The following is a 23,669-nucleotide window of genomic DNA, read 5'->3' as shown; positions in this document are numbered from 1 at the left end:
CGTCATGGACAAGATAGTTCCGGCAACCGCATACGACGTCGAAGCCATTCGCAAGGATTTCCCGATCCTTGCGAAGGAAGTCTATGGCAAGCCGCTGGTCTATCTCGACAACGGCGCCTCCGCCCAGAAGCCGCAGGCCGTCATCGACGCGATTTCCCACGCCTATTCGAACGAGTATGCGAACGTTCATCGTGGTCTGCATTTCCTGTCGAATGCGGCTACGGACGCCTATGAGGGCGCTCGCGAGAAGATCCGGCGCTTCCTGAACGCGCCTGATATCAACGACATCGTGTTCACGAAGTCTTCAACGGAAGCGATCAACACCGTCGCCTATGGCTGGGGCATGCCCAAGCTCGGCGAGGGCGACGAGATCGTCATCTCGATCATGGAGCATCACTCCAACATCGTACCGTGGCATTTCATCCGTGAGCGGCAGGGTGCCAAGCTGGTCTGGGTACCCGTCGACGACGAGGGTGCTTTCCACGTCGAGGATTTCGAAAAGAGCCTGACGGAGCGGACCAAGCTCGTCGCGATCACGCATATGTCGAATGCGCTCGGCACGGTGGTTCCGGTCAAGGAAATCTGCCGGATCGCGCATGAGCGCGGCATTCCTGTACTGGTCGATGGTTCGCAGGGCGCCGTCCATATGCCTGTCGACGTGCAGGATATCGATTGCGACTGGTACGTGATGACCGGCCATAAGCTTTACGGGCCGTCGGGCATCGGCGTGCTGTATGGCAAGAAGGAGCGGCTTCGCGAGATGCGGCCCTTCCAGGGCGGCGGCGAGATGATCTTCGAGGTGACAGAGGATGCCGTGACCTACAACGATCCGCCACATCGCTTCGAAGCTGGCACGCCGCCAATCGTCCAGGCGATCGGGCTCGGCTATGCGCTCGACTACATGGAAAAGGTTGGCCGCGAGGCGATCGCGCGCCATGAGGCTGATCTCGCGGCCTACGCCGCGGAGCGGCTGCAGGCGGTCAATTCGTTGCGGGTGTTCGGCACGGCGCCGGGCAAAGGTGGTATCTTCTCCTTCGAGCTTGCCGGTCTGCATGCACATGACGTGTCGATGGTAATCGACCGTCAGGGTGTTGCCGTCCGCGCGGGCACGCATTGCGCCATGCCGCTCTTGAAACGCTTCGGCGTCACCTCCACATGCCGCGCGTCCTTCGGGATGTACAATACACGGGCCGAGGTCGATGCCTTGGCAGATGCGCTTGATTATGCGCGCAAGTTCTTTGCCTAAGGAGTGTCCATATGAGCTTGGACGAAAGCGAACAGAAGATCGACGTGCGCGAAGGCATCGTGCATTCCAGCATTCCGGCCGACGAACTGGCGCGGCTGAGCGACGACGTAATTTCGGCGCTCAAGACGGTCTATGACCCTGAAATTCCGGCTGACATTTTCGAGCTTGGGCTGGTCTACAAGATCGACATCGAAGACGATCGCATGGTGAAGATCATGATGACGCTGACTGCGCCGGGCTGCCCCGTTGCCGGTGAGATGCCGGGTTGGGTGGAGAACGCGGTCGGCGCGGTTGAGGGCGTATCCGGCGTCGAGGTCGAGATGACCTTCGATCCGCCGTGGACGCCGGACAGAATGTCGGAAGAGGCGCAGGTCGCCGTCGGCTGGTATTGATCGGTTAAGCTACTGGCACTACATTTGAATCATGAAACGCCGGAGCTTGAATCCGTGCGCGGAAGGAGAAAAGGCCCATGGGCTTTGCAATCATGAGCATGACGGAGACCGCTGCGAACCGCGTGAAGGCGATCGTCGAGAACTCCGGACCAGAGGCCAAAGGCATTCGCGTCGGGATCAAGAAGGGCGGCTGTGCAGGGATGGAGTATACCATCGACCTCGTGACCGATCCGAACGCCAAGGACGATTTGATCGAGCGGGATGGCGCCAAGGTCTGGGTCGAACCATCAGCAGTGCTCTATCTCCTCGGCACCGAAATGGGCTTCGAGAGCACGACGTTGCGCTCCGGTTTTACCTTTACCAATCCAAACCAGACGTCTGCGTGCGGCTGCGGCGAATCCGTGGAACTGAAGCCTGCAGACCTTGCGGCGCTTGCTGCCCAGGGCAATGCTGTCGTGCCTGCGCACTGATTGTCACAATCATTCGAATTCTCGATGAGGCCGCCGGTTCGGCGGCCTTTTTGATTTTACCTCTTCGCAATAGCGCCTTAAAGGCTCTCTTTCGAAAGTCCGCGGGATTGTCTCCTGTGGAGGGGAAGCGACTGACCAATGCTATTGCTGTTTGCGAAGGGCGCCCTGCTGGGCGTCATCATCACGGCCCCGCTGGGGCCGATTGGAATGCTGTGTATCAATCGTACATTGGAGCGCGGCTTTACTGCTGGCTTCTCCTGTGGCCTCGGAACGGCACTCGGTGATGCCGGTTATGCCCTGGTCGCAGTAACCGGAATCGCGGTCTTCGAGCAGGCCATGTCGGTAGCAACGCTGCCTCTGGCGATTGGCGGAGGCTTATTGCTCCTGGCGCTGGGCTATCGAGGGCTGACGCACGATCCGGTCAGGGCTGCAAATGTCAGGGCGGCGGGCCTCCTGGGCACAACAGCTGCAACGTTTTTTCTGACAATCTCCAACCCGGCCACCATTCTCTCCTTTGGCGCGCTGTTCGCCGGTTTCGGGTTGACGGAGGAAACGCGGCGTTTCAGCTCGGCCGTGATCGTGGGCGGCGTCTTCAGCGGATCGCTTGCTTGGTGGTTTCTTCTGAGCGGTACGGTCAGTGTCGCCAGGGGCAAATTGCCAATGAATTTCACAGCAAAGGTCGTGCGCGGAACAAGCTATCTGCTGATACTCTTCGGCCTCGCAGCGCTCGCCTCAGCAGCCTACTCGCTCCTCTAGTTTCAGGCCGGCTCCCTTGAAGGCAGGCAGAATCCGCGATAGGCCTGCGACGTCACAAACAAGCGCAAGCCACTATGAATAAACGCATTCTTGTTACCGGCGGCGCCGGCTTCGTCGGCACACATCTTTGCAGAAGGCTGCTCGACGGAGGGCATCGGGTTGTCTGCATGGATAATTTCTCGACGGGCTCCATGCACAATGTCGCGGAATTGCTCAATAACCCCGCCTTCAGCTTGCTTACTCAGGACGTGAACGAGGCCGTGAACCTCGAGGTTGACGAGATCTATAACCTCGCATGCCCAGCCTCACCGGTCCATTATCAGGCCGACCCGATCGCCACGTTGAAGACGAGTGTCGTCGGCGCGCTCAACATGCTCGAGCTGGCTCGAGACAGGAATATTCCGGTATTGCAGGCATCGACATCGGAGGTTTATGGCGATCCCCATGTCCATCCGCAATCGGAAAACTACTGGGGCAACGTCAATCCGATTGGCCCGCGTGCTTGCTATGACGAGGGGAAGCGGAGCGCCGAGACATTGTTTTTCGACTATCGCCGCCAGTTCGGACTACCGATCAAGGTCGTGCGCATCTTCAACACCTACGGGCCGCACATGCATCCCGCCGATGGAAGGGTTGTCGCAAATTTCATCAAGCAGGCGCTATCGGGCGACGACATCACCGTCTATGGCGACGGAACACAGACGCGGTCGTTTTGCTACGTGGATGACCTGGTCGCGGGTCTGATGGCCATGATGAGCGGTCGTCCGGATGTTACGGGTCCGATCAATCTTGGCAATCCGGAAGAGTTTACGATCCGACAGTTGGCGGACCTCATCCTCGAATTGACCAACTCCAATTCACGCATCATCCATCGCCCTCTACCCGTAGACGATCCGCGTCAGAGGTTGCCGGATATCGAAAAGGCGAGGCGGCTTTTGGACTGGACGCCGAGCGTTCCGCTCCGCGACGGCCTGACGCGCACCATTGCCTACTTCAAGACCGTTCGTGAGGCACCGGTACTGGCAGCCGTTTAAGCCAGTTAGTCCCGATCCCAGTGTTCTTCGATGAGGTTGGCGGCGCGCCGCGCCTGGGTTGCGAAAGTAAGCTTACGTGCCAGCGCCTGACCACGTTCCGCAATGGCCTTGGCTTCGATTTGGTGGCTGCGCACCCAATCGATCTTCTCGCGAAAGTCCGACATGTCGGCAGCGACCGGTACATAGTGTTCGAACGGCTTGAGTTCGTCATAATACCACTGGCGAAAGCCGAATTGTGACTCGACCTTCAGCACGCAGCATCCGTAGAGCATGCGCACCAGGAGGTTCGACCAGGTGTTGGTATAGCCATCGATATCAATCGCGAACTTGCGCCCAAGCCAACTTTGGGCCGCAATCGGCTGCCCCAGAAGCTTTTGCCGGTCCGCCAGCGTGCCGTAGTCGTCCGCAGTCGGATGGAGATCGACGAACTTGACGTCCAGTCCCGCCATGTCCCTGAGTTGCAAGACCATCCGGATCCTCTGAAGGACGGCGGGATTGTTGATGTCTTCCGGCGAAAAGCTCGCCCAGCCGCAGCCATTCATGCCGCCGCGCCAGACGATGTCGTTCGAGCGCTCCTCCCAGCGCGGCGCTGTCTGGCCGCGCTCCAACTCGGCGGCAAAGCCGTCGTTCTGGAAGAAGTGCGGATCTGGCAGCCCCACATGCTGAGGCAACCGCACGGACGCCGCAAATCGTGCGTTGGAGACCGCCTCTCCATCCGAGGCGTTCACGGTGATGTACCTCACCTCTGGCGGACACAGGCTCAGCCAATAGGCATAGCTGCAGACCTTGTACCGCATGTATCCGGAAAACCACCGTGTCGCGGCGCTCTCGAGAACGAGGATGAACTGCTGCCCATGCCGCTCGATCCGAACATCTCGAGGCGGATTCCCGGCATCGGTGTAACCAATGCGTACCTTTGGCGGCTTGGCGCCGACCCGTTTGAACTCGCGCCTGAAATAGGGTGCAACCCGTCGCGTGCTGTAGAGGCGAAGCGGGTTGAGGGTGGAAGAATACGTCATCATATTCCTGAGCTTACGCGACAATCGTCAAACGATCGCTGACGCGCGGCAATCAATATGGTGGATTGGGGCCAAAGAACAGATCGCGTGTGTGCGCATGCAGCGCGCAAGCCGGTACCGAACGAAGGCTTGGTCCAAGGGAGGTTGGACCGGTTGTCAGCTCTTGATGTCGATGCCCGCTTCGACGGCAGCTTCTATGAAGGCACGTCGTGCATCCTCGTTCGTGCGCTTGCCCTTGACGACGTCGGCGCAGATCAACAAGGCGCGGTCGAGCGCCGGACCGTCTTCGGTCGGCCAATCCTCGATCATCGTCCAGGAGGCCGCCTGCGTCGTTGCGATCGTCACGTAGTTGCCCGGCTCTTCAAGGGCAAGCAGGACCGGCTTTGGCCAGGGAGCCTGCGTCAGAGAATCGCTGTCGTCTTTTGGCATTCCGCGCGGACCTTCATTTCCAGTGTAAGTGCGGAACGGCCCTCCCTGAAAAGGGAAGGCCGTTCGGATGTTACTCAGCAGCTTCCGCGTAGCTCTCAACCGGCGGGCAGGTACAAATCAGGTTGCGGTCGCCGAAGACGTTGTCGACGCGGTTGACCGGTGACCAGTACTTGTCGACGCGGAAGGCGCCGGGTGGGAAGCAGGCCTGTTCGCGCGAATAAGGACGATCCCATTCGCCGACGAGATCCTCGACTGTGTGCGGGGCGTTCTTCAGCGGGTTATTGACCTTGTCCGAGCGACCTTCCTCGATGTCGCGGGCCTCCTGGCGGATCGCCAGCATCGCCTCGCAAAAGCGGTCGAGTTCGGCTTTAGTTTCCGACTCCGTTGGCTCGATCATGAGCGTGCCGGCGACCGGCCAGCTCATGGTCGGGGCGTGGAAGCCGCAGTCGATCAGGCGCTTTGCGACGTCGTCGACCGTCACGCCGGCGCTATCGACCAGCGGGCGCGTGTCAATGATGCACTCATGCGCCACGCGCCCGGCCTCGGACTTGTAGAGCACGTCGTAGGCGCCCTTCAGCCGTGCGGCGATGTAGTTGGCGTTGAGGATCGCCACCTTCGTTGCCTGCGTCAGGCCTTCGCCGCCCATCATCAGGCAGTAGCTCCAGGAGATCGGCAGGATCGATGCCGAGCCGAAAGCCGCAGCCGATACCGCGCCCTTACGACCGTCGGTTTCCAGATGACCCGGAAGGTAGGGTGCCAGATGCGCCTTGACGCCGATCGGACCCATGCCCGGGCCGCCGCCGCCATGCGGGATACAGAACGTCTTGTGCAAGTTGAGGTGGCTGACGTCGGAACCGATGTCACCAGGGCGGGACAAGCCGACCATGGCGTTCATGTTGGCACCGTCGAGATAAACCTGGCCACCATGCGTGTGCACGAGGTCGCAGATTTCCTTGACGGTTTCCTCGAAGACGCCGTGTGTCGACGGGTAGGTGATCATGCAGCAGGAGAGGTTCACCGAATACTGCTCCGCCTTGGCGCGGAAATCATCCATGTCGATGTCGCCGTTCTCACGAACCTTGACGACCACGACCTTCATGCCGACCATCTGTGCCGAGGCAGGATTGGTGCCGTGCGCCGACGTCGGGATGAGGCAAACGTCGCGATGGCCGTTGCCGTTGGCGATATGGTAGTTGCGGATCGTCAGCAGCCCAGCATATTCGCCCTGCGCGCCGGAGTTCGGCTGCATGGAGAAGGCATCATAGCCGGTTACGGCGCAGAGCTTTTCCGTCAGATCGTCGATCATCTCGCGATAACCGCGCGCCTGATCGGCTGGAACATACGGATGAATATCCGAGAACTCAGGCCAGGTGATCGGCAGCATTTCCGCTGTAGCGTTCAGCTTCATCGTGCAGGAGCCGAGCGGGATCATCGCGCGATCGAGCGCCAGATCGCGGTCCGACAGCCGGCGGATGTAACGGGTCATCTCGCTTTCGGCGCGGTTCATGTGGAAGATCGGATGCGTCAGGTACTCGCTGGTGCGGGCGAGGCCCTTCGGCAGGCGATAGCTCGGCTCGAAGTCGCCGACAGCAAAATTGCCGCCGAAGGCGCGCCAGACGGCTTCCAGCGTTGCCGGGCGCGTACGCTCGTCAAGGCTCATGCCGATCTTCGTCGCGCCGACCTTGCGCAGGTTCACACCTTCGGCGACGGCTGCCCGCATGATGAGGCCCTGCATATGGCCGACATCGACGGTAATGGTGTCGAAGAAAGTTTCGGGCTCGATGGTGTAGCCGAGCTTTTCCAGGCCTTTGGCCATCAGCACGGCCTTCTGATGAACCTGCTGTGCGATCGCCTTGATGCCCTTCGGGCCATGGAAGACGGCGTACATCGAGGCCATGACGGCAAGCAGCACCTGCGCTGTGCAAATGTTCGACGTCGCCTTTTCGCGACGAATATGCTGTTCGCGGGTCTGCAGCGACAGGCGATAGGCGCGGTTACCGCGAGCATCGACGGAAACACCGACGAGACGGCCGGGCATGGAGCGCTTGTGTGCGTCCTTGACCGACATGTAGGCCGCATGCGGGCCGCCATATCCAACAGGAACGCCGAAGCGCTGAGAATTGCCGATGGCGATGTCGGCGCCCATTTCCCCGGGTGACTTCAGAAGCGTCAGAGCCAGGATGTCGGCTGCGACGATCGCGATGGCACCGGTCTGATGCAGGCGCGAAATCAGGCCGGTGAAATCATGAACATGGCCATGCGTGCCCGGATACTGAAAGATGGCGCCGAAGACGTCGACCGGGTCCAGATCGATGAACGGATTGCCGACGATGACGCTCCAGCCGAGCGGTTCTGCGCGGGTCTTGATCAGCTCGATCGTCTGCGGATGGCAGGCGGCATCTACGAAGAAGGCCTTCGCCTTCGACTTGGAGACGCGCTCCGCCATTGCCATGCCCTCGGCAGCAGCAGTCGCTTCATCGAGCAGCGAGGCGTTGGCGACATCGAGACCGGTGAGGTCGCAGATCATGGTCTGGTAATTGAGCAGCGCCTCGAGGCGGCCCTGACTGATTTCCGGCTGGTAGGGCGTATAGGCCGTATACCAGGCGGGGTTTTCCAGGATGGTGCGCTGGATAACCGGCGGCGTGATCGTGCCGTAATAGCCTTGGCCAATCAGCGAGACGAGCACCTTGTTCATGTTGGCCGTCTCGCGCAGCTTGTCGAGCGCCTCGCGTTCCGTCATCGGCGCGCCCCAGACAAGCGGCGCCTTCTGACGGATGGAGGGCGGCACGGTGGCGTCGATCAGCCCGTCGAGGCTGCTGTAGCCGATGACACCAAGCATGTCAGCCATTTCAGCCGGCGAGGGGCCAATATGGCGACGGTTGGCGAAGTCATACGGCTGGTAGTCTGTAAACTGGAATTCGGTCGGCGTCGTCATTAGGCGGTGAGCTCCTTGTAGGCCGCTTCATCGAGCAGGCCATCGGCATCGGTGGCGTTTGCCAGCTTCAGCTTGAAGAACCAGCCGGCGCCCTGGGGATCGGAATTGACCAGCGACGGATCGGCGACGATCGCAGGATTGACTTCGGTGATCTCACCATCGAGCGGACAATAGACGTCGGAAGCAGCCTTGACGGACTCGACGGTGGCCGCGTTGTCGTTCTTGGAGAAGGTGGCGCCAACTTCAGGCAGTTCGACGAAAACGAGGTCGCCAAGCTGATCGACGGCATAATTGGTAATACCGACCGTTGCGACAGCGCCTTCGATTTTCAACCACTCGTGTTCTTCGGTAAATTTCAGCATGATTGTTCTCTCCGGAAAATGTTTCAGCGTTTGTAGGTCGGTGTGATGAAGGGAAGGGCGCTGACCGTGACAGGCAGGTATTTGCCGCGCACTTCGGCGTAAACTTGCGTTCCAACGGCTGCGTGGGGAAGCTGCACATAACCCATCGCAACGGGCCCCTCGACCGAGGGGCCGAAGCCACCCGAGGTCACTTCGCCGATTTCCGTCTTGCCTTCGGAATCCGCAAAGAGCTTGGCGTGGCCGCGAACCGGGGCCTTGCCCTCGGGCTTCAGGCCGACACGCCGGCGGGTCGCGCCGCTTTCCAACTCGCGCAGAATGCGATCAGCGCCGGGGAAACCGCCGGCGCGAGTGCCGCCGGACTTGCGGGCCCTCTGCATTCCCCATTCAAGCGCGGCTTCCACGGGCGTGGTGGTCGTGTCGATGTCGTTGCCATACAGGCAGAGGCCGGCCTCAAGGCGCAGGCTGTCACGAGCGCCAAGCCCGATCGGCGCGACGTCCGGATGTTCAAGCAACCGCTTGGCGACATCCTCCGCCTTGTCTTTGGGAATGGAGATTTCGAAGCCGTCCTCGCCGCTGTAGCCGGAGCGGGAGACCAGACAGGAAACGTCGTGCAGCCGGCAGTGGCGCACGTCCATGAATTTCATCGCGGCGACATCTGCCCACAGTTCCGCGAGCACCTCGACGGAGCGCGGTCCCTGGAGGGCGATCAGCGCGCGATCAAGGAGCGTGATGTCGCAGCTATCGCCGATATGCTTCTGGAGATGGGCAAGGTCGTCATCCTTGCAGGCCGCATTGACGACGACGAACAAGTGATCGTCGAGATGGGTGATCATAAGGTCGTCGAGAATTCCGCCGTTCTCATCGGTGAAGAAACCGTAGCGTTGGCGACCTTCCGCGAGGCCGAGGATATCGACCGGAACGAGGCTTTCCAGCGCCAGCGCGGCGTCCTCATACTTTCCGGACTTTGCCTTGATGACGACCTGGCCCATATGGGACACGTCGAAAACACCGGCGGACGTGCGGGTCTGGATGTGCTCCTTCATCACACCGGCCGGATATTGCACCGGCATGTCATAGCCTGCAAACGGCACCATACGGGCGCCAAGTGACAGATGCAGCTGATGCAGCGGGGTTTTCTTGAGGGCAGCAGTATCGTCCAACGACGCCTCCGGGGTTTGCGCCTGGAATTCCATGCGCGGGCTCAAATCTTCAGACGCAGTTGCGCCTTGTACTTCGAGCCCCCTCTGTCCCTGTGCCTGAGATTGTTATCCCTTCGGCGAGCGTTTCGAGAACGCTTCTCTCCAGAGTTCCGTCTGCCCCTTGCTGGTCCTTTGGCCTGAGAGTTTCCGGGGCGGTTGCTCCTTCGGCACCGGTCGTAGACGACCAGCTTCTCCCAACAAGGTCGAGGGCAATTATCTGGCCAGGGCTGTAGTTGGCAAGGGGGAATGTCGCCGCCGAACAAATTTTTGTCGCGCGCTCCTAATGATAGGTCGCTGCGGGTGAGAAAATCCGGCGACGCTCAGCTCTCGCTGTAGAATTCCAGGGCCTGTTTCAACCCGGCCTGCGGCTGCCTTTGCCCCATTGTCATGAGATCCAGCGCGACTTCCGTCGATTGAATGATATTGGCGGGCTCTTCGACGTCCTGGCCGCTGGCTGCCTTGGTTTGACGATCGGCGGCGCGGCGAGACTCTTTGGCAGAGGTGCTTGCGGACACACGCTGTGGAATCCGAAGCGTTTCAAACGCTGCGGCGGCGGTGCTTGCGGATATGCTGCCAACCAAGACTGTCATGGTGACACGATAAGGCGCGGGGGTTCTTAACTGGCTAAATCAACCGCTAGCATTTTATGCATCTTGATCTTCCCCGCAGATGATTGGAATGTCCCGCGCGTCAAAACAGAGTAGATCCATGATTCAGGCCTTCCTTGTCGCCGTCGGCGGTGCGATCGGTTCCGTGCTTAGATACTATGTCGGCCAGTTGGCTCTCAGGATTGCAGGGCCGGCATTTCCGTGGGGGACACTGACCGTCAACGTTGTTGGCTGCTTCATCATCGGCGTATTCGCGGAGATGATCGTCCGGCGCTTCGATGCCTCGCCGGAATTGCGCCTGCTACTGATCACCGGCTTCCTCGGCGGTCTTACAACCTTCTCCTCGTTCTCGCTCGATGCAATTTCGCTCTGCGAGCGTGGCGCAACTGTCGCCAGCGCGATCTATATCGCCGCCAGCGTCGGCCTCTCCTTGGCCGCCGTGATCGGCGGACTGGCACTCATGCGCGCGATCTTGTGAGATTACGGTTTCCGTTTTCGGCAAAAATGCTCTAAAGCCAGCCGCAAAGGCCGCGCCGTGCGCGGAAACCATTTTCCGAAAGATGACGTATGGCGGGTATTGAACACAAAAAGGTGGAGCCGGATGAGGCGGGCATGCGGCTCGACCGCTGGTTCAAGGTGCACTTCCCGGGCCTCGGTTTCGGCCCGCTCCAGAAGCTGCTTCGCTCCGGACAGGTTCGCGTCGACGGTGGGCGAGTGAAAAGCGACACGCGTGTGCAGCCCGGACAGATGGTGCGCGTGCCACCGCTTGATGTCGATGCCAAGGCGAAAACCGGACCGATCGCTGGCCGCGATCTCAAGCACTCCGGCGATTTCGAACTGTTGTCGCGGATGGTGCTGCACGAAGACGACAAGGTCATCGTCCTTAACAAGCCCGCGGGCCTTGCGGTGCAGGGCGGCTCAGGCGTGACACGCCATATCGACAAGATGCTCGAAGCCTGGACCAGTCCGAAAGGCGAGAAGCCGCGCCTGGTGCATCGCTTGGACAGGGACACATCGGGTGTCCTGGTCATCGCACGCACCCGCGGCGCCGCCCAGAAGCTGACAGCCGCCTTTCGGGAACGCGACACGAAGAAGACCTACTGGTCGCTCGTGAAGGGGGTACCGCGCAAGCGCGAGGACAAGATCTCGACTTGGCTTGTGAAGGAAGCAACGCCGGATGGCGACCGCATGCGGATTGCCAAGCATGGTGAGGAAGGCGCCGACCACGCCGTTTCCTACTACCGCGTGGTCGAGACGGCGGCGCAGAGGCTCGCCTGGCTTGAAATGGAGCCCTATACCGGCCGTACGCATCAGCTTCGCGTCCATGCGCTCCATATCGGTCACCCGATCATTGGGGATCCCAAATATTTCGACGATGATCCGAACTGGGATTTTCCCGGCGGCGTTCAAAAGCGACTGCACCTGCACGCACGCCACATCGACATCCCGCATCCGTCCGGAGGGCGCCTTCGCATCACCGCGCCGCTGCCTCCGCATATGGTCCAGACCTGGAACCTGCTGGGATTTGATGAGAACTCTGCCGACGGAGCCGATGACGAATGAGACTGGCGCTCTTCGATTGTGACGGCACGCTGGTCGACAGCGCAGCACTGATCCATGAGGTGATGGCGCGGACCTTCGTGCACTTCGGATACGATAGGCCGGATGTCTCGTTGACGAAGTCGATCATCGGACTGACGCTGGATATCGCCATTGCGCGGATGCAGGGAAAGCCGCACGTGGACGACGAAGCGATCGCGATGACGGCACACTACAAGACGATCTATGCCGGTGTTCGTGACGAACCTGGAATGGACGTGCCGCTGTTCAATGGCATCAGGCCGTTGATCGATGAATTGGCGCAGAACGATGACATCCTGATCGGAGCGGTAACGGGCAAGTCGCGTCGCGGTCTTGTCCACATTCTCGAAACACACGGTTTCGCACCCCATTTTATCGTTTCGCGCACGGCTGACGACTGCCCATCGAAGCCCCATCCAGCTATGGTAATGGAGTGCTGCAGCGAGATCGGCATGAATCCCGCCGATGCGATTGTTATCGGCGATGCCATCTACGATATGCAGATGGCGAAGGCCGCGGGCGCGAAAGCGGTTGGCGTGTCGTGGGGCTATGCGAGCGTGGACGATCTGGTGTCTGCAGGGGCCGACGGCATTGTTCGTCACCCGAGTGACGTTTTGAAGCATTTTTCCTGAGGTGAAGCATGCGTGATCTGTTGAACGACCTGGCGGAAGGATTGAGCCATCCGGACCCTATTCGCCGTGCCCAGATCCAGATGAAGAAGCCGTTGCCGAAGCGCTTCTACAAGGCTGTCACGATCGCGGAAGTCGACGAAGGCCATTCCATCGAGCTGGACGGCAAGGCCATTCGTACGCCAGCGCGCAAACTGCTTGTTGTCGCGACGAAGCCACTTGCGGAGCTTTTGGTACACGAATGGGAGGCGCAGGTTGAGGTGATCGACCCCTCGACCATGCCTGTGACTCGGCTCGTCAACACCGCCATCGACGGAGTTGCAGCCGACACGCAAGCCGTCTTCGACGATATCGTGCGCTTCTCCTCGAGCGATCTGCTTTGCTATCGTGCCGAAGCCCCGCAAGCCCTCGTCGAGCGCCAGAGAGATCTTTGGGACCCGGTGCTCGATTGGGCCGGCAACTCGCTCGGCGCGCGCTTCATCCTGATCGAAGGCGTCATGCACCATGACCAGCCGCCGGAAGCAATTTCTGCGTATTCCGCAGCATTGAGGCGGCACGACGATGCGACGACCCTGGCGGCCTTGCACACCATCACGACACTGACCGGCTCCGCGCTGCTGGCGCTTGCCTTCGCCGATGGCACTCTGCCGGCGGACAAGGTTTGGTCGCTCGCGCATCTCGATGAGGATTGGACGATCGAGCATTGGGGCAGTGACGAAGAAGCCGAAGAGCGGCGCGCGAAGCGCTTTGAGGACTTCAAAGCCGCTGCGGACGTTTTTTTGGCCTTGAAGGGCTGAAACATATTGCGTTGAGCCGGGTTATCGCGAAAATCTGCGAGTCTATTGGGGGCGGATGCGGATTTTCTTAATGAGCTGGGTCAAGTCGTGCTTTTTACCGGTGGCGCTGGTTTGCATCGCGCTTGCCTCGTGCTCGATTTTCGCAAAGGAGCAACCCGCCCCGGTCTATGACGTGCGAAGCGCTGTCGTTGTCAGCGCGCAGAAGATCCCGCCAGCAATCCTTGCCGGTGTCGGCGATCGGGTAAATGCCGCGATAAACGCTACGGTGCGAACAGACGTCTATCCGCGCGTTGTGCTGACAATCCGGATCCTTTTTGTCGAAAAGGGCCAGGGCTTCGACAAGAGCCGGAATGTCGCAAAGGTCAGCGTCGATGCCGCCTCCGTCGACGATGGTTCGGTCATCGCCGTCAGTGCGTTTGAAGTGACAAGCTTCTCCAGTAGTCCAACGGCAGCCGACGAGATCCTCGCCGAGGATATCGCCGCTCGCATTCGTTCCGCTTTCTCACTGAGCGCCGGACGCGCTTGAACCAGCCGCGTGATCCGCGGCGAGGAGTATCCATGAAGGAAATTCTTGAGGAACTCGAACGCCGGCGCGGCATTGCACGGCTCGGTGGAGGCAAGGTGCGTATCGACGCGCAGCATCAGCGCGGCAAGCTGACGGCACGTGAGCGGATCGATCTTTTCCTGGACGAAGACTCCTTTGAGGAGTTCGACATGTTTGTCGAGCATCGATCCAACGATTTTGGCATGGACAAGACGCGGATCGCCGGTGACGGCGTGGTCACCGGTTGGGGAACGGTGAACGGGCGAACGGTATTCGTCTTCGCGAAGGACTTCACGGTGTTCGGCGGTTCGCTCTCGGAAGCGCATGCCGAGAAGATCATGAAGGTTCAGGATATGGCGCTCAAGAACAGAGCGCCGATCATCGGCATCTATGATGCCGGCGGCGCGCGTATCCAGGAAGGCGTGGCGGCGCTGGGCGGGTATGCGGAGGTCTTTCAGCGCAATGTGCTCGCCTCCGGCGTCATTCCGCAAATCTCGGTCATCATGGGTCCATGTGCCGGCGGTGACGTCTACTCGCCCGCCATGACCGATTTCATCTTCATGGTCCGTGATACCTCCTACATGTTCGTGACCGGCCCCGACGTGGTGAAGACGGTGACGAATGAGACCGTCACCGCGGAAGAACTCGGTGGCGCCTCGGTGCATACGACCAAATCCTCGATTGCCGACGGCGCCTACGACAATGACGTCGAGGCGTTGCTGCAGGTTCGGCGACTCATCGACGTGCTACCGCAGTCGAACACATCACCGGTGCCCGAAATCGAATGTTACCAGTCGGTGACAGATGCCGATGCATCGCTCGACACACTGGTGCCAACGAACGCGAGCAAGCCCTACGACATCAAGGAATTGATCCTAAAGACGGTGGATGAGGGTGATTTCTTCGAGATCCAGGCGAGCTTCGCCAAGAATATCGTCTGCGGCTTCGGTCGGATCGAAGGCTCGACTGTCGGTTTCGTGGCAAACCAGCCGATGGTGCTCGCCGGCGTGCTCGACAGCGATGCGTCGCGAAAGGCAGCCCGGTTCGTCCGCTTCTGCGACTGCTTCAACATTCCGATCGTAACCTTTGTAGACGTGCCCGGCTTCCTGCCTGGAACCGCCCAGGAATATGGCGGGCTGATCAAACATGGTGCGAAACTGCTGTTCGCCTATGCGGAGGCGACGGTGCCGAAGCTCACCGTCATCACGCGCAAGGCGTTCGGCGGGGCCTATGACGTCATGGCATCCAAGCATTTGAGGGGGGACTTGAACTACGCTTGGCCGACGGCTCAGATCGCCGTGATGGGCGCGAAGGGGGCCGTCGAAATCATCTTCCGCAAGGATATCGCCGATCCCGAAAAGATCAGCGCGCATACGAAGATGTACGAAGATCGGTTCCTTTCTCCGTTCGTCGCTGCCGAGCGCGGTTACGTGGACGAGGTCATCATGCCGCATTCCACACGCCGACGGCTGGCGCGGGGCCTAAAGATGCTTCGCAATAAAGACCTGAGCAATCCTTGGAAGAAGCACGACAATATTCCGCTTTAAGGAGAATAAAGTGGGGAAAGCCAAGGAAAATCAACAGGAAGTGATCGCCCGTCAACGATCCGTGTCTTCTTTCCTCTTGGCGAAGCAGCTAACCCTCCGCTGTCTTTATTCAAAAGGAGAGTCTACATGGAACGACTGAGCGCCTACCAGTCCTACGCGCTTGCCGCTCTGCGCATCATCACTGCGCTGCTGTTTATCGAGCATGGAACGATGAAGCTTTTCGCGTTCCCGGCCGCGCAGATGGACGGCCCGCTGCCGCCCTTGCTGCTGGTCGCCGCTTTGCTCGAAGTGGTCGGTGGCCTGCTGGTGCTGATCGGGCTGTTTACGCGGCCGGTCGCCTTCATCCTTTCGGGCCAGATGGCTGTTGCCTACTTCATGGCGCACGGATCGAAAGCGTTCTGGCCGGCTCTGAACGGTGGCGAGGCGGCAATTCTGTTCAGCTTCATCTTCCTGTTCATCTTCTTCGCTGGCCCCGGTGCTCTGTCGGTCGAGGGGCGCAAGGCCTCCGCCTGATGCAATAAAATGCCGTGGCCGGCTTTACCGGCCGCGGCTGCGGCTCGCTACCTGTTTTTTTGCCGCCTCAGGCAAGACGCTCCGCGTGCCACTTCAGATGATCGTCCATGAAGGTCGAAATGAAGTAGTAGGAGTGATCGTAGCGCTCGTGCAGGCGCAGGGTAAGCTTGATGTCAGTATCCTTCACAGCCTCTTCGAACAGCCATGGACGCAGCCCGCTCTCTAGGAAGCCATCGGCCTTGCCTTGGTCAATCAGGAACTCGGGAAAACGTGCGCCGTCGCTTACCAAGGCGCAGGCATCATATTTCCGCCAGGTGGCACGGTCGGAGCCCAGATATTTCTCAAACGCTGGGGCCGACCAATCCGCGGTCGAAGGCTCCACGATGGGCGCAAAAGCCGAGCAGCTCTTGAACCGATCTGGGTTCCGGAGCGCGATGGTCATGGCACCGTGACCGCCCATCGAGTGACCGAAGATGCCCTGGCGGCTCATGTCCATGCGGAAGTGTTGGCTAACATAGGCCGGAAGTTCTTCGGTGATGTAGGTGTACGTCTGATAGTTTTCCGACCAAGGCCTTTCCGTCGCATCGAGATAGAAACCGGCGCCTTGGCCCATCTGCCAATTGGTAAGCTCATCCGGGACGTCATTGCCGCGCGGGCTCGTGTCCGGGCAAATGACGATCAGGCCGAGCTCTGCAGCCATGCGCCGATATTCGCCCTTTTCCATAACGTTTGCATGCGTGCAGGTTAGGCCTGAGAGATACCAGACAACCGGGCAGGGCTCCTTGATGGCCTTTGGTGGGACGAAAACTGCAAAAGTCATGTCGCACTTGCAGGCGTCGGATTCGTGCGTGAAAACACCCTGCATGCCACCAAAGGCAGTCGTCTGTGAAATTATGTTCATTCTTTATCGTCCGTTTTTGGGGTAAGAGCCTTGGCCCGGCGGCACAGGCGATCGAAAGTTTCGAGGAAGCGGGAGCGATCCTTCGGGCCGAAGGCCGCATTGTAACCCTTGCTTTCGCCGGTCTCTCTCAGGTGAGCGCCGAGATCGCGCATAGCGCTCGCCATGCCGATATTGGTATGGTCGAAGACCCGACCCGTCGGACCGCTGACGAGCGCGCCAGTTGCCACGCAACGGACCGCGAGCGGGACATCGGCAGTGACGACCACGTCACCGACACTGGCATGCTCGGCAATCCAGTTGTCGGCGGCATCGAACGAGGCCGAGACGATGACATTGTGCACCATCGGATCGCGGGAAGGACGCAGACCGGAATTCGCCACGAAGGTCACTTCCATGTCGTGGCGCTCGGCGACCTTGAGGATTTCCGGCTTCACCGGGCAGGCGTCTGCATCGACATAAATCATGAATTTCAATCTGCTTTGATGGAAACGCTAGGAGGCCCCGACGGGCGCGTAGCGGCGGTTCGTTCGGGGTCTCATAATCCGACGGCTGCCATTCGTTCAAGACGTCAGGCTTCCTTCAGTGTGCCTGCCTTTTTCGCCACCCAGGTTGCGATGACATCCATCAGCGTTGGGTTCAGGCAATCATAGGGCGTGAGGCCTAGCTCGTTCAGGCGACCGCGGACACCTGCCATCGCCGAAGGCGGCGTGCCAGATTCGATGATCGACGACACGAAGGCCGCGAATGTCGGCTCCGGCCAGCCACTCTCCTGAAAGCGTTCCGGATGAATGAAATCGAGCCCTTTGAAGGCATGTTCGCGCTCCACCGGTCCGTACATATGAACGCCGCAGGCCTTGCAGGCATGGCGCTGGATCAGCGCATCCGGATCGACGACCTGCAGCTTGTCGCCATTTTCCAGCACCGTGACGTTCTCATGCGGGGTCACGGCGACCACTGAAAAAGCCGCTCCCTTCGGCTTCCAGCATTTCGTGCAGCCGCAGGCGTGATTGTGCGCGATAGTACCCTTGATAGCGACCTTCACAGGACGGTCGACGCAGGCGCAGACCAGCGTGCCGCCGTTGAAATTTGCCTGGCCCTTTTTCACACCGCCGTCGAGGGCGGGGTGCAGCGATACTTGACTTGGCATGTTCAGCTCCTCCTCCTTAGCTGCCCACGGCTCCCAAATCAGGATCAATTTGCGAAAAAGCCGCAGGCCATTTTAAAGTCGCGCCGCATTCCGTCGTCCTCGCCTCAATACAGTACCACGCTTCGGATGCTTTCGCCGGAATGCATGAGTTCGAAGCCCTTGTTGATGTCTTCGAGCGGCATGGTGTGGGTGATCATCGGATCGATCTCGATCTTGCCCTGCATGTACCAATCGACGATCTTCGGCACATCGGTGCGGCCCCGTGCGCCGCCAAAGGCCGTGCCCATCCAGGAGCGACCGGTGACCAGCTGGAACGGCCGGGTAGAGATCTCCTGGCCGGCACCCGCAACACCGATGACCACGGACTTGCCCCAGCCGCGATGCGATGATTCCAGCGCCTGACGCATGACCTTGGTGTTGCCGGTGCAGTCGAAGGTATAGTCGGCGCCACCGATCTGGTCGGCGCCGCGCTTCGTCATGTTGACGAGGTAAGGCACGATGTCGTCGCCGACCTCCTTCGGGTTGACGAAATGCGTCATGCCGAAGCGCTCGCCCCAGGCCTTCTTGTCGTTGTTGAGATCAACGCCGATGATCATGTCGGCGCCGGCGAGGCGCAGGCCCTGGATGACGTTAAGGCCGATGCCGCCGAGACCGAAGACGATCGCGGTCGCGCCCATTTCCACCTTGGCGGTGTTGATGACGGCGCCGATGCCCGTGGTTACGCCGCAGCCGATATAGCAGATCTTGTCGAAGGGTGCGTCGGGATTGACCTTGGCGACGGCGATCTCCGGCAGCACCGTGTAGTTGGCGAAGGTTGAGCAGCCCATATAGTGGTGGATCTTGTCCTTGCCGATCGAGAAGCGCGAAGTGCCATCCGGCATCAGCCCCTGGCCCTGTGTCGAGCGGATGGCGGTGCACAGATTGGTCTTGCGCGACAGGCAGGACGGGCATTCGCGGCATTCCGGCGTGTAGAGCGGAATGACATGGTCACCCTTCTTCACCGAGGTCACACCTGGACCGACATCGACGACGATGCCGGCGCCCTCATGGCCGAGGATCGCCGGAAACAGACCTTCCGGATCGGCGCCCGAGAGGGTGAAATCATCCGTGTGGCAGATGCCGGTCGCTTTCACCTCGACCAGCACTTCGCCGGCTCGCGGGCCCTCCAACTGAACGGTCATCACTTCAAGCGGTTTTCCAGCCTGTACGGCAACGGCGGCGCGAACGTCCATGTCAGATGCTCCTACTGATTTGATTGGGCGGAGCTTTGCACGCACGACGCGGCCCGCTCAAGGGAAAACTGTCCGTGGGCGTGAGTTTCCGCCTCGAATAGGCTGATTGCGCCAATCCCTATACGGCCTGCGTCAAAAGAGCTTTTCAGTTGCGAAAATAATGGCATAGCCATGCACCGCGATGGCCGCGTAGAGGCCGAAGGCAACCAGCATGCGCTCGCCGTCCTTCATCTCTTCGAGCATCTGGCGCGGCTTCACGGAAGCGCCGCTGACGAGGCTAACAAGCGTGAAAACGAGCAGGCCCGCGGTTAGCACGTTCGCCGGCAAACCGATCTCGAATCCGATGCCGAGAATGCACAGGGTGACAACAAAACTGGCCGCAATCTGCGACCTTCGCGTGCGGAAAATTTGCCGGAGCACCTGGCCGCCGTCGAAACGGTGCATCGGCAGCAGGTTCAGCAGGTTGAAAGCGCCGAGGATCAACAGGAAGATGAGCAGAGGTCCACGTGACGCCAAGGGCAGCAGACCGGCATCGGCGAGCTGCGTGGCGACCGCGAGGATCGGGACAAGGAAAGCCGACATTCCTGCACCCATAAGGGCGCAGGTCGCCACCTCGAATAGCGACAGGTAGGGCCTCCCGCCGACCGCGATGCCACCCAGCAATGGTACGAAGATCATCCTGACGGATGCGTGACCGAACATCCGGTAGGCCGCCATATGCCCGAGTTCATGGAAGACAATGACAAGAGTCAGGAATGTCGAGAGCATCAGGCCACCTGCATCGAACCCAAGGAAGGGCCAGAGCAGCAGTGTCGACAACACCGCAAGACCGCCTTGGACCAGAGGTCGCTCAAAGTAGCCCTGTGGCAGCGACTCGCCTGTTTTCAACCATCCATCGAGCGCCTTCATTTCCCGGCGCAGGACGAAATAGCGGAACAAGAGGAACGCCAAGCCACGGTAGCGGTCGGTCTGTTCGATTTCCAGCAGCGCACCATCGGGTGTCGGTCGAATCATACGGCGCTCCCGGTAGTGGTCCCAGAATGTGGGATCCAGCGTGCTGTCATCGATGATGTGAGCCTGGAAGCCGTGGGCATTGCTCGCCATCCATGGCAACGGTTCCAATGCAAGTAGCCGTCGGGACGGCGCGCCGTTCTTGTCGAGATGCCGGTAGGTCTGTTCCACCACGCCGCGCCGATCGGCAAGGGCGTGACTGCTGATGACCGAGTGGTGCCAGGATGCATCCGGACCGGCGGGGTTCATCGCGTTCCAGAGTCTATCGGGGGAGCATCCGTAGGTCCGGCTGAGGCAAATGGTTCTGCGTCCCAGCGGGATTCGCATCAGAAGCCAGAGAAAACCGAGATTTATGACCAGCAAGAGGGTCGCCGATTGCAGCGCCGTCATTTGCTACCTCCACCGGGCATCCCGCCGGTGGGGCCACGATAGGCGGCCAGCCGTTAACAAAACCTAACCAGCGAGGCAGCAAGAGGCGTTAGCGTGCGTCAGGCAAACTCGAGAATGACGGCATCAACGGCAAGGCTCTCTCCGGGCTTGGCGTTGATCTTGCTGACGACCAAATCGCGCTCGGCGCGCAGCACGTTTTCCATTTTCATGGCTTCGACCACGGCAAGCGCTTCGCCCGCTTTGACTTCCTGGCCCTCGACCACGGCAATCGAAACGACGAGACCAGGCATCGGGCAGAGCAGCAGCTTCGACGTATCCGGCGGAAGCTTCACTGGCATCAGCTTATCGAGTGCGGCATGTCGCGGCGTCAATACCTTGGCTTTCAGCGATATTCCCTGCCAGTCCAGCCGGAGGCCATTGAGAACCGGGCGGATCTGCGCAATCACGCTTTGGCCCGCGACCTTGCCGCGCCAAACGGAATCGCCAGGTCTCCAGTCGGTGACGACATTGGAAATCTTGCCGCCAATCTCGATGTCCATGTCGAACGGGGTCGTCACGAGCCCATCGACCAGACGTGCATCGACGTAACTGTCACCCAGCCTGACGGTCCAGTCCTCACGGGTCGCGCCGGAGGGGCCGCGCAAGCGATCGGCGAAGCGTTCCCGACGGTTGGCTTCAACGAGAGACGCAGAAAGAGCGACGGCCGCGAGGGTGGCTTGCTGATGTGCGTCCGGTACCATCGGCGCAAACCCATCAGGGTATTCCTCCGCGATGAAACCGGTCGACAGACGCCCTTCGCGCCAGCGGGGGTGCTTCATCAGCGCGGCCAGGAAGGGGACGTTGTGTTCAATTCCGTCGACGACGAAACCGTCGAGTGCCTCGCCCATCGCCTCGATCGCTTCAAGACGTGACGGGGCCCAGGTGCAGAGCTTCGCGATCATCGGATCGTAGTACATCGAAATCTCGGCACCTTCGAAAACGCCCGTGTCGTTGCGCACGATGGTGTTGCCGGACTTGCCTTCGGCGGGTGGCCGATATCGCGTTAGGCGGCCGATCGATGGAAGAAAGGTTCGGTAGGGATCCTCGGCATATAACCGGCTCTCGATCGCCCAGCCGTTCAGCTTTATGTCGCTCTGCGTAAAGGGGAGCTTTTCACCGGCTGCAACGCGGATCATCTGTTCGACCAGGTCGATACCCGTCACCAGTTCGGTAACTGGATGTTCGACCTGCAGGCGCGTGTTCATTTCGAGAAAATAGAAATTGCGATCACGATCTACGATGAATTCCACAGTGCCGGCGCTTTGGTAGTCCACGGCGCGGGCGAGCGCGACCGACTGCTCGCCCATTGCCGCGCGAGTTTCGGCATCAAGGAAAGGCGAGGGAGCCTCTTCGACGACTTTCTGGTTGCGGCGCTGGATCGAGCATTCTCGTTCGCCGAGATAGACGACGTTGCCGTGTCCGTCCGCGAGCACCTGGATTTCAATGTGGCGGGGCTCGACAACATATTTTTCGATGAAGACGCGATCGTCGCCAAAGGAACTCTTCGCCTCGGAACGAGCCCGGTCGAAGCCGTCGCGGACTTCCGCTTCGCTCCAGGCAATGCGCATGCCCTTGCCGCCGCCGCCGGCAGAGGCCTTGATCATGACTGGGTAACCGATCTCGGCTGCGATCTTTTCCGCGTGAGATGCATCCTCGATGACGCCGAGATAGCCGGGTACGGTGGAGACCTTGGCGGCATTGGCGAACTTCTTCGACTCGATCTTGTCGCCCATCGCCATGATGGCTTTCGGCTTCGGGCCGATGAAGACAATGCCTTCCTTCTCCAGAGCTTCACAAAACGACGCTCGCTCGGAGAGGAAGCCGTAGCCGGGATGAACCGCTTCGGCGCCCGTCTGTTTGCAGGCGGCGATAATCTTGTTCGCCACGAGGTAGCTTTCGGCCGCCGCAGCGGGACCGATAAGAATGGCCTCATCAGCCATCTCCACGTGGAGTGCATCCCGATCCGCATCCGAGTAGACGGCTACCGTCGCAATTCCCATGCGGCGCGCAGTCTTGATGACGCGGCAAGCGATCTCGCCGCGGTTCGCGATCAGGATTTTCTTGAACATGGAGACTCCACCCAAAACATGCGTTCCGAAGTTTTACGCATAAAACCCCGGAACGCACAATCAGCCGAAAGAATATCGGCGGGTCTCAGGCCACGGCGGTTTCGTTGCAGAAACTGTCATCGACGATCCTCAGCCATCGGCTGCGGCGTGGGGCCTCGGCATAATCCGCGAGTTGGAGCGCAGAGAGAATGTCGGCCCAACGCGGATGATTTCCCGCCGGCAGCGTTGCCTCCGCGATCCGCATCATAACGCCCCAAGTGAGGGGCGGCGCACTGATAACGCCGGCATCGCTTATGCCGCGGAGAACCCGCATCATGTAATCGATATCCTGTCGCGTGATGCCCTTTCGATCCACTGCGCGCGATAGCCGATAGCCGCCGACGTTTTCCGCCAGCGCAAGACGTAACTGATCGAGGGCAAAGGCGCGCAACTCATCCGGCACGTTTACCGCGATCTCCATCACGTGCAGAACCAGTTCGAGCTCGAGCTCCGAATTGACCACGCCGTCGGTCGCGACCATGCGTATGAGCCAGGCCACATTGATCTCGTCGAGAGACCCCTGAGGGTAGCTATAGTTGACGATGAAGCCAGCAAGTTGCTCCACAAAGAAGGAGTTCCACTCCGGGCATTTTGCGGGGCAGGAATTGTTCAGCGCCAACATGGCGACAACGTCGTCGGCGGTCCGGATGCCTTCCGGGAAGGTATGCTTGCGCAGCAGACCGATGTCTTCGGTGGTCAGCTGATGCTTCCCGGCAATCACACATGCCGGAAAAGCGAGACGGAATTCGCTCATCTTTTGTCTCCAAGCCTCATCATGAG

Annotated in this window: 25 protein-coding genes and 2 riboswitches; of the genes, 12 read left to right on the top strand and 13 right to left on the bottom strand. The window is 60.1% G+C overall.

Annotated features, from left to right (window positions below; genetic code table 11):
• Positions 1 to 4 precede the first annotated feature (4 nt).
• The 5 genes from RHIBUN_RS0121870 (at position 5) to RHIBUN_RS0121850 (ending at position 3,898) form a co-directional block, all read left to right on the top strand.
• Positions 5 to 1,246 (top strand): cysteine desulfurase, encoded by a 1,242-nt coding sequence (locus RHIBUN_RS0121870; protein ID WP_025661171.1) that lies wholly within the window; start codon positions 5 to 7, stop codon positions 1,244 to 1,246.
• A gap of 11 nt (positions 1,247 to 1,257) precedes the next feature.
• Positions 1,258 to 1,638: an SUF system Fe-S cluster assembly protein gene (locus tag RHIBUN_RS0121865; RefSeq protein ID WP_018854912.1), complete on the top strand. Its 381-nt coding sequence runs from the start codon at positions 1,258 to 1,260 to the stop codon at positions 1,636 to 1,638.
• 77 nt (positions 1,639 to 1,715) lie between these two features.
• On the top strand, positions 1,716 to 2,108 hold the full coding sequence (gene sufA / locus RHIBUN_RS0121860) for a Fe-S cluster assembly scaffold SufA (RefSeq protein ID WP_025661170.1): 393 nt from the start codon (positions 1,716 to 1,718) through the stop codon (positions 2,106 to 2,108).
• 138 nt (positions 2,109 to 2,246) lie between these two features.
• The gene (locus tag RHIBUN_RS0121855) at positions 2,247 to 2,864 is read left to right on the top strand and encodes a LysE family transporter (protein ID WP_025661169.1); all 618 of its coding nucleotides are present in this window, start codon (positions 2,247 to 2,249) and stop codon (positions 2,862 to 2,864) included.
• Positions 2,865 to 2,938: 74 nt separating this feature from the next.
• Complete coding sequence (locus RHIBUN_RS0121850; RefSeq protein ID WP_025661168.1) at positions 2,939 to 3,898, top strand: UDP-glucuronic acid decarboxylase family protein; 960 nt, start codon at positions 2,939 to 2,941, stop codon at positions 3,896 to 3,898.
• Between the two features lie 5 nt (positions 3,899 to 3,903).
• Here RHIBUN_RS0121850 and RHIBUN_RS0121845 read toward each other — a convergent pair whose 3' ends face one another.
• From RHIBUN_RS0121845 to RHIBUN_RS0121820, 6 genes are all read right to left on the bottom strand, one after another.
• Positions 3,904 to 4,920 (bottom strand): glycosyl transferase family 90, encoded by a 1,017-nt coding sequence (locus RHIBUN_RS0121845; protein WP_037217342.1) that lies wholly within the window; start codon positions 4,918 to 4,920, stop codon positions 3,904 to 3,906.
• Between the two features lie 153 nt (positions 4,921 to 5,073).
• Positions 5,074 to 5,346: a DUF982 domain-containing protein gene (locus RHIBUN_RS0121840; protein WP_051420074.1), complete on the bottom strand. Its 273-nt coding sequence runs from the start codon at positions 5,344 to 5,346 to the stop codon at positions 5,074 to 5,076.
• 70 nt (positions 5,347 to 5,416) lie between these two features.
• The gene (gcvP, locus tag RHIBUN_RS0121835; protein WP_025661165.1) at positions 5,417 to 8,281 is read right to left on the bottom strand and encodes an aminomethyl-transferring glycine dehydrogenase; all 2,865 of its coding nucleotides are present in this window, start codon (positions 8,279 to 8,281) and stop codon (positions 5,417 to 5,419) included.
• Entirely contained in the window at positions 8,281 to 8,643 is a 363-nt protein-coding gene (gene gcvH, locus RHIBUN_RS0121830; protein WP_018854919.1) for a glycine cleavage system protein GcvH, read from the bottom strand. The genes gcvP and gcvH overlap by 1 nt, the downstream gene beginning before the upstream one ends.
• Positions 8,644 to 8,666: 23 nt before the next feature.
• Positions 8,667 to 9,803, bottom strand: coding sequence for a glycine cleavage system aminomethyltransferase GcvT (gene gcvT, locus RHIBUN_RS0121825; protein WP_025661164.1), 1,137 nt, complete (start codon positions 9,801 to 9,803; stop codon positions 8,667 to 8,669).
• A 74-nt stretch (positions 9,804 to 9,877) separates the two neighbouring features.
• Positions 9,878 to 9,958: riboswitch (glycine riboswitch) on the bottom strand.
• Between the two features lie 3 nt (positions 9,959 to 9,961).
• Positions 9,962 to 10,049, bottom strand: a riboswitch (glycine riboswitch).
• A 113-nt stretch (positions 10,050 to 10,162) separates the two neighbouring features.
• Entirely contained in the window at positions 10,163 to 10,432 is a 270-nt protein-coding gene (locus RHIBUN_RS0121820) for a hypothetical protein (RefSeq protein ID WP_018854921.1), read from the bottom strand.
• Between the two features lie 118 nt (positions 10,433 to 10,550).
• On the opposite strand from RHIBUN_RS0121820, the gene crcB reads away from it, so the two are divergent.
• The 7 genes from crcB (at position 10,551) to RHIBUN_RS0121785 (ending at position 16,061) form a co-directional block, all read left to right on the top strand.
• Entirely contained in the window at positions 10,551 to 10,928 is a 378-nt protein-coding gene (crcB, locus tag RHIBUN_RS0121815; RefSeq protein ID WP_025661163.1) for a fluoride efflux transporter CrcB, read from the top strand.
• 89 nt (positions 10,929 to 11,017) lie between these two features.
• Entirely contained in the window at positions 11,018 to 12,013 is a 996-nt protein-coding gene (locus RHIBUN_RS0121810) for an RluA family pseudouridine synthase (RefSeq protein ID WP_018854923.1), read from the top strand.
• Complete coding sequence (locus RHIBUN_RS0121805) at positions 12,010 to 12,663, top strand: HAD-IA family hydrolase (protein ID WP_018854924.1); 654 nt, start codon at positions 12,010 to 12,012, stop codon at positions 12,661 to 12,663. The genes RHIBUN_RS0121810 and RHIBUN_RS0121805 overlap by 4 nt, the downstream gene beginning before the upstream one ends.
• Before the next feature lie 8 nt (positions 12,664 to 12,671).
• Positions 12,672 to 13,457 carry an ATP12 family chaperone protein gene (locus tag RHIBUN_RS0121800; protein ID WP_025661162.1) on the top strand — a complete coding sequence of 262 codons (786 nt, stop codon included), beginning with the start codon at positions 12,672 to 12,674 and terminating at the stop codon, positions 13,455 to 13,457.
• A gap of 70 nt (positions 13,458 to 13,527) precedes the next feature.
• Positions 13,528 to 13,983, top strand: coding sequence for a hypothetical protein (locus tag RHIBUN_RS0121795; protein ID WP_025661161.1), 456 nt, complete (start codon positions 13,528 to 13,530; stop codon positions 13,981 to 13,983).
• Between the two features lie 32 nt (positions 13,984 to 14,015).
• Positions 14,016 to 15,548 carry an acyl-CoA carboxylase subunit beta gene (locus RHIBUN_RS0121790; protein WP_025661160.1) on the top strand — a complete coding sequence of 511 codons (1,533 nt, stop codon included), beginning with the start codon at positions 14,016 to 14,018 and terminating at the stop codon, positions 15,546 to 15,548.
• Between the two features lie 126 nt (positions 15,549 to 15,674).
• The gene (locus tag RHIBUN_RS0121785) at positions 15,675 to 16,061 is read left to right on the top strand and encodes a DoxX family protein (protein ID WP_018854928.1); all 387 of its coding nucleotides are present in this window, start codon (positions 15,675 to 15,677) and stop codon (positions 16,059 to 16,061) included.
• Positions 16,062 to 16,128: 67 nt separating this feature from the next.
• Here the strand turns inward: RHIBUN_RS0121785 and fghA are convergent, their stop codons facing one another.
• The 7 genes from fghA to RHIBUN_RS0121750 form a co-directional block, all read right to left on the bottom strand.
• Entirely contained in the window at positions 16,129 to 16,962 is an 834-nt protein-coding gene (fghA, locus tag RHIBUN_RS0121780; protein WP_025661159.1) for an S-formylglutathione hydrolase, read from the bottom strand.
• On the bottom strand, positions 16,959 to 17,426 hold the full coding sequence (locus tag RHIBUN_RS0121775) for a YaiI/YqxD family protein (protein ID WP_025661158.1): 468 nt from the start codon (positions 17,424 to 17,426) through the stop codon (positions 16,959 to 16,961). Before RHIBUN_RS0121775 ends, fghA begins: the two co-directional genes overlap by 4 nt.
• Before the next feature lie 104 nt (positions 17,427 to 17,530).
• Complete coding sequence (gene gfa, locus RHIBUN_RS0121770; protein ID WP_018854931.1) at positions 17,531 to 18,109, bottom strand: S-(hydroxymethyl)glutathione synthase; 579 nt, start codon at positions 18,107 to 18,109, stop codon at positions 17,531 to 17,533.
• Positions 18,110 to 18,213: 104 nt separating this feature from the next.
• On the bottom strand, positions 18,214 to 19,341 hold the full coding sequence (locus RHIBUN_RS0121765) for an S-(hydroxymethyl)glutathione dehydrogenase/class III alcohol dehydrogenase (protein ID WP_018854932.1): 1,128 nt from the start codon (positions 19,339 to 19,341) through the stop codon (positions 18,214 to 18,216).
• A gap of 132 nt (positions 19,342 to 19,473) precedes the next feature.
• Positions 19,474 to 20,742, bottom strand: coding sequence for a hypothetical protein (locus RHIBUN_RS0121760; protein ID WP_025661157.1), 1,269 nt, complete (start codon positions 20,740 to 20,742; stop codon positions 19,474 to 19,476).
• Positions 20,743 to 20,840: 98 nt separating this feature from the next.
• A complete protein-coding gene (locus RHIBUN_RS0121755) occupies positions 20,841 to 22,850 on the bottom strand; it encodes an acetyl/propionyl/methylcrotonyl-CoA carboxylase subunit alpha (RefSeq protein WP_025661156.1) in 2,010 nt (669 codons plus the stop codon).
• Positions 22,851 to 22,935: 85 nt separating this feature from the next.
• A complete protein-coding gene (locus RHIBUN_RS0121750) occupies positions 22,936 to 23,643 on the bottom strand; it encodes a hypothetical protein (protein WP_025661155.1) in 708 nt (235 codons plus the stop codon).
• Between the last annotated feature and the right edge of the window lie 26 nt (positions 23,644 to 23,669).

Origin of the sequence: Rhizobium sp. IBUN (assembly GCF_000510625.1) — a bacterium.
In the GTDB taxonomy this organism is placed as follows: Bacteria; Pseudomonadota; Alphaproteobacteria; order Rhizobiales; family Rhizobiaceae; genus Rhizobium; species Rhizobium altiplani.
The sequence above is the reverse complement of the archived record's forward strand: the minus strand, read 5'-3'. Positions and strand labels throughout refer to the sequence as shown.

Coding starts and splice junctions, on each gene's coding strand:
- RHIBUN_RS0121870 (WP_025661171.1), top strand. CDS start 5: ATGGACAAGATAGTTCCGGCAACCGCATACGACGTCGAAGCCATTCGC.
- RHIBUN_RS0121865 (WP_018854912.1), top strand. CDS start 1,258: ATGAGCTTGGACGAAAGCGAACAGAAGATCGACGTGCGCGAAGGCATC.
- sufA (WP_025661170.1), top strand. CDS start 1,716: ATGGGCTTTGCAATCATGAGCATGACGGAGACCGCTGCGAACCGCGTG.
- RHIBUN_RS0121855 (WP_025661169.1), top strand. CDS start 2,247: ATGCTATTGCTGTTTGCGAAGGGCGCCCTGCTGGGCGTCATCATCACG.
- RHIBUN_RS0121850 (WP_025661168.1), top strand. CDS start 2,939: ATGAATAAACGCATTCTTGTTACCGGCGGCGCCGGCTTCGTCGGCACA.
- RHIBUN_RS0121845 (WP_037217342.1), bottom strand. CDS start 4,920: ATGATGACGTATTCTTCCACCCTCAACCCGCTTCGCCTCTACAGCACG.
- RHIBUN_RS0121840 (WP_051420074.1), bottom strand. CDS start 5,346: ATGCCAAAAGACGACAGCGATTCTCTGACGCAGGCTCCCTGGCCAAAG.
- gcvP (WP_025661165.1), bottom strand. CDS start 8,281: ATGACGACGCCGACCGAATTCCAGTTTACAGACTACCAGCCGTATGAC.
- gcvH (WP_018854919.1), bottom strand. CDS start 8,643: ATGCTGAAATTTACCGAAGAACACGAGTGGTTGAAAATCGAAGGCGCT.
- RHIBUN_RS0121820 (WP_018854921.1), bottom strand. CDS start 10,432: ATGACAGTCTTGGTTGGCAGCATATCCGCAAGCACCGCCGCCGCAGCG.
- crcB (WP_025661163.1), top strand. CDS start 10,551: ATGATTCAGGCCTTCCTTGTCGCCGTCGGCGGTGCGATCGGTTCCGTG.
- RHIBUN_RS0121810 (WP_018854923.1), top strand. CDS start 11,018: ATGGCGGGTATTGAACACAAAAAGGTGGAGCCGGATGAGGCGGGCATG.
- RHIBUN_RS0121805 (WP_018854924.1), top strand. CDS start 12,010: ATGAGACTGGCGCTCTTCGATTGTGACGGCACGCTGGTCGACAGCGCA.
- RHIBUN_RS0121800 (WP_025661162.1), top strand. CDS start 12,672: ATGCGTGATCTGTTGAACGACCTGGCGGAAGGATTGAGCCATCCGGAC.
- RHIBUN_RS0121795 (WP_025661161.1), top strand. CDS start 13,528: ATGAGCTGGGTCAAGTCGTGCTTTTTACCGGTGGCGCTGGTTTGCATC.
- RHIBUN_RS0121790 (WP_025661160.1), top strand. CDS start 14,016: ATGAAGGAAATTCTTGAGGAACTCGAACGCCGGCGCGGCATTGCACGG.
- RHIBUN_RS0121785 (WP_018854928.1), top strand. CDS start 15,675: ATGGAACGACTGAGCGCCTACCAGTCCTACGCGCTTGCCGCTCTGCGC.
- fghA (WP_025661159.1), bottom strand. CDS start 16,962: ATGAACATAATTTCACAGACGACTGCCTTTGGTGGCATGCAGGGTGTT.
- RHIBUN_RS0121775 (WP_025661158.1), bottom strand. CDS start 17,426: ATGATTTATGTCGATGCAGACGCCTGCCCGGTGAAGCCGGAAATCCTC.
- gfa (WP_018854931.1), bottom strand. CDS start 18,109: ATGCCAAGTCAAGTATCGCTGCACCCCGCCCTCGACGGCGGTGTGAAA.
- RHIBUN_RS0121765 (WP_018854932.1), bottom strand. CDS start 19,341: ATGGACGTTCGCGCCGCCGTTGCCGTACAGGCTGGAAAACCGCTTGAA.
- RHIBUN_RS0121760 (WP_025661157.1), bottom strand. CDS start 20,742: ATGACGGCGCTGCAATCGGCGACCCTCTTGCTGGTCATAAATCTCGGT.
- RHIBUN_RS0121755 (WP_025661156.1), bottom strand. CDS start 22,850: ATGTTCAAGAAAATCCTGATCGCGAACCGCGGCGAGATCGCTTGCCGC.
- RHIBUN_RS0121750 (WP_025661155.1), bottom strand. CDS start 23,643: ATGAGCGAATTCCGTCTCGCTTTTCCGGCATGTGTGATTGCCGGGAAG.